Origin of the sequence: Rothia sp. (in: high G+C Gram-positive bacteria) (assembly GCF_030540545.1) — a bacterium.
Classification (GTDB): domain Bacteria; phylum Actinomycetota; class Actinomycetes; order Actinomycetales; family Micrococcaceae; genus Rothia.
In genome coordinates this window covers 1-2888 of the sequence record NZ_JAUNVZ010000012.1, presented here as the reverse complement: position 1 = coordinate 2888, position 2888 = coordinate 1, and the positions used below count along the sequence as shown (strand labels likewise).

General features: G+C 54.6%; 5 protein-coding genes. 3 read left to right on the top strand and 2 right to left on the bottom strand.

Annotation, left to right across the window (positions count from 1 at the left end; genetic code table 11):
- Window positions 1-279 (top strand): putative peptidoglycan-binding domain-containing protein (locus Q4P78_RS08525; RefSeq protein ID WP_303339955.1); only part of this gene is annotated, 279 nt, incomplete at its 5' end.
- A gap of 192 nt (window positions 280-471) precedes the next feature.
- Here Q4P78_RS08525 and Q4P78_RS08520 read toward each other — a convergent pair.
- Both Q4P78_RS08520 and Q4P78_RS08515 read right to left on the bottom strand, forming a co-directional pair.
- Window positions 472-1503, bottom strand: coding sequence for an alcohol dehydrogenase catalytic domain-containing protein (locus Q4P78_RS08520; protein WP_303339954.1), 1032 nt, complete (start codon window positions 1501-1503; stop codon window positions 472-474).
- Window positions 1504-1828: 325 nt separating this feature from the next.
- Entirely contained in the window at window positions 1829-2323 is a 495-nt protein-coding gene (locus Q4P78_RS08515) for a SulP family inorganic anion transporter (protein ID WP_303339953.1), read from the bottom strand.
- A gap of 29 nt (window positions 2324-2352) precedes the next feature.
- On the opposite strand from Q4P78_RS08515, the gene Q4P78_RS09545 reads away from it, so the two are divergent.
- Both Q4P78_RS09545 and Q4P78_RS08510 read left to right on the top strand, forming a co-directional pair.
- Window positions 2353-2595: an RHS repeat-associated core domain-containing protein gene (locus tag Q4P78_RS09545; protein ID WP_126500756.1), complete on the top strand. Its 243-nt coding sequence runs from the start codon at window positions 2353-2355 to the stop codon at window positions 2593-2595.
- Between the two features lie 63 nt (window positions 2596-2658).
- A partial coding sequence (locus Q4P78_RS08510; protein ID WP_303339952.1) for a hypothetical protein occupies window positions 2659-2888 on the top strand: 230 nt, incomplete at its 3' end.

Sequence of the window (2888 nt, the reverse complement as noted above, 5' to 3'; positions counted from 1 at the left end):
CTTGACGGGCGGATCGACAGCCAGCCTGCCTCCCAGTCCAGTGTGAACCCGGGCTTGACCGGTGGCTGGCAGTGGGTTTCTGATGATGCCGCATCTGGCTCAGACACCATTAAAGACCTGCAGCGGTGGCTGGGCGTGAACGCTGACGGTCTGATCGGCCCCAACACGATCAGCGCCTTGCAGTCTTACCTTGGCCAGACGGCAGACGGGGTATTTGATGCGCCTTCACCGGCTATTGTTGCGCTGCAGCGTAAGCTCCTCAGCAGCAACTACCCCTAAACTGAGTACTATGTGAACGCGCGGCGCCCCCGGCGGGATACTTGAGGCTATACGTAGCCCGCAGGTTCCCTTCCGGGGGGCGTTGAGCATATACTAGGGGCCTCTGCACGTGGGTTAGTGCAGAGGCCCCTAGTATTTATGCGGGTTTTACCCGGCTCCCTAGTGCTTAATCGGCTCGCGGGAGATCACAACCTACACCGCGTTATGCTCGGCGGCGTTTGCGAACAGATCGTATGCTTCCTCGAACTGGTCGAAGGTGAAGTAGTGGGTTGCCATTGCCTTTGCGTTCAGGCGGCCCGAACGCACCATATTCAGCAGGTTGCCCACGGTGTTGCAGTTCACCAGACCCATATTGATGTTCACGTTGGAGATCCACATGGTGTTAATCGGCAGCTCCACCGGCTTGCCGTGCACACCCGCGTTCGCAACGTTGCCGTAGGGGCGAACGATCTTGGTGCAGGTCTCGAAGGTCTGCGGCACGCCCACGGCCTCAATCGCCACATCCACGCCCAAACCATCGGGGGAGAGGGCCTTAATCTTCTCGATAAAGTCCGGATCGGCGGCGTTTACCTTATCGGTTGCGCCCAGTTCCAGAGCCTTGTTCATGCGGTTATCGTCCATATCGACGGTAATCACGCGCCCGGCACCGCACAGGTTCGCCGTCATGATCGCGCCCAGACCCACCGGACCTGCGCCAATAACCGCAACCGTATCGCCGGGTTTGGTGTTGCCGTTGAGAATACCCATCTCGAAACCGGTCGGAAGCGCATCCGTGAGGAAGAGAACATCTTCGTCGGTCAGTCCCTCGGGAACCATGTGAACCGACGTCTCAGCGTAAGGAATGCGCACATACTCAGCCTGGGTGCCGTCAATCATGTACCCGAAAATCCAGCCGACGCCGCCCACGGTCTGGCAGTGCGAAGGCTTATTATCCTTACAATATGAGCACTTGCCGCAGTTCGTGACCGCCGGAATAATGATGCGGTCGCCAACCTTCAAATCAGTGACCGCAGAGCCAACTTCGGTAATCGTGCCGATAGCCTCGTGGCCCAGGATGCGCCCTTCTTCAACCTCGGGAACGTCACCCTTGAGGATGTGCAGGTCGGTGCCGCAGATGGTGGTGGTATCAACGCGAGCAATCACATCAGTGGGTTCAAGGATGGTCGGATCCGGAACTTCCTCCCACGCCCGCTTGCCTGCGCCGTGGTAAACAACTGCCTTCATAATGACTCCTTCGTTGAGTTCTATGGAGGGGGGAGCGGCGGTGATAATGTCATCACCACTCCTATAAACTTATAAATATATGTTTATAAGTTATATGTCTATTAAACACTAAAACACCTCAGCTGCCTAGATGTTACGCAGATTACATTTAAGGTTGTGGTGACTGTAAGAGGCGGTGGCGGTACATTATTAAGCCAGGTTTAAAAGCGAGAAGCGGATTTTTGACCAAGAGGGTGATATTTTCTCACCTTTCCGGCCAAAACCCGCTTCTCGCGTATGCGCACGAGGGGGAGCGATACGGCACGGGTACCGCCCGCCTCATCGCTTAGATACTTGCGGCGTGCCCCACTTTCACGTGGCTGTGGCGGTCACGCTCTGCATCGTGATAATCCGACTTGAAGCCCTTGAGCACCACCTCAATATCGTTTTCCTTCGCATAAACATTGGAGAAGTCCTCAATCAGCTCCAGCACATCACTGGCAATATACGAAGAGTTCTCGGCATTGATCGTGACCTTCGAGCCGGGGCGAATATTCTTCAGCGTCTTCTTAATAGCCGCCTTATTCAGGAACGACACCTCCTCCGCCAAATCCAGCGTAATTTCGTCGGCCTCCGCCAGCTCCTCACGGCTGAGGTAGTAGGCGCGCTTCATATTGCCCTGCAGCACGAAGAAAATGCTGATTGCCAGGCCAATAGCCACACCCTCCAGCAGGTCAAATATGACCACGGCGACCAGCGTGGCCGCGAATGGGATGAACTGGTAAAGACCCTTACGCCAGAAGTGGAGGATGGTTTTCGGATTCGCCAGCTTATAACCCACCACCAGCAGCACGGCGGCGATGGTCGGGTGTGGATTCCCCGGTATTGTTTGCTGGTCAGTATGAGGATCAAGAGTCTGGGTGGGTGTATAACCGGTTTAGGTTTTATGATCCTGCCGGTGGTGTGTATGGTGCCCAGGATCCGTTGGGTGTGGGGCCGAATGTGGGGACTGCGCAGGGGTATGTCGCTAATCCTTTGACATGGGTTGATGCGCTAGGATTGAAAGCGCACCCAATCACTGATGCTATCAGAAACTCCACAGACGATTTGTAACAAAAAGTTGTTGGGGTAATGGACAACGCAGGTGATGGTGCTCGACGTTATGGTGCACTTGCTATGGCTGAAGTCACTGACAGCGCAGGAAACAAAACAATCCTTGCAGCCTCCAATGGTCGTGATGGAGCGATCTTGCGTAATGATATACGTCGGCATCTGCCAGATGATGTTGTTGCAGTGAGAAGCCAAATAACAGAAGGGGTGGTTGGAAGAAACACTCATGCTGAAGAGCCACTAGTTAATTATTGCAAAGCCAATAATTTGTCGATTAATAAGTTGGCTGCACCACG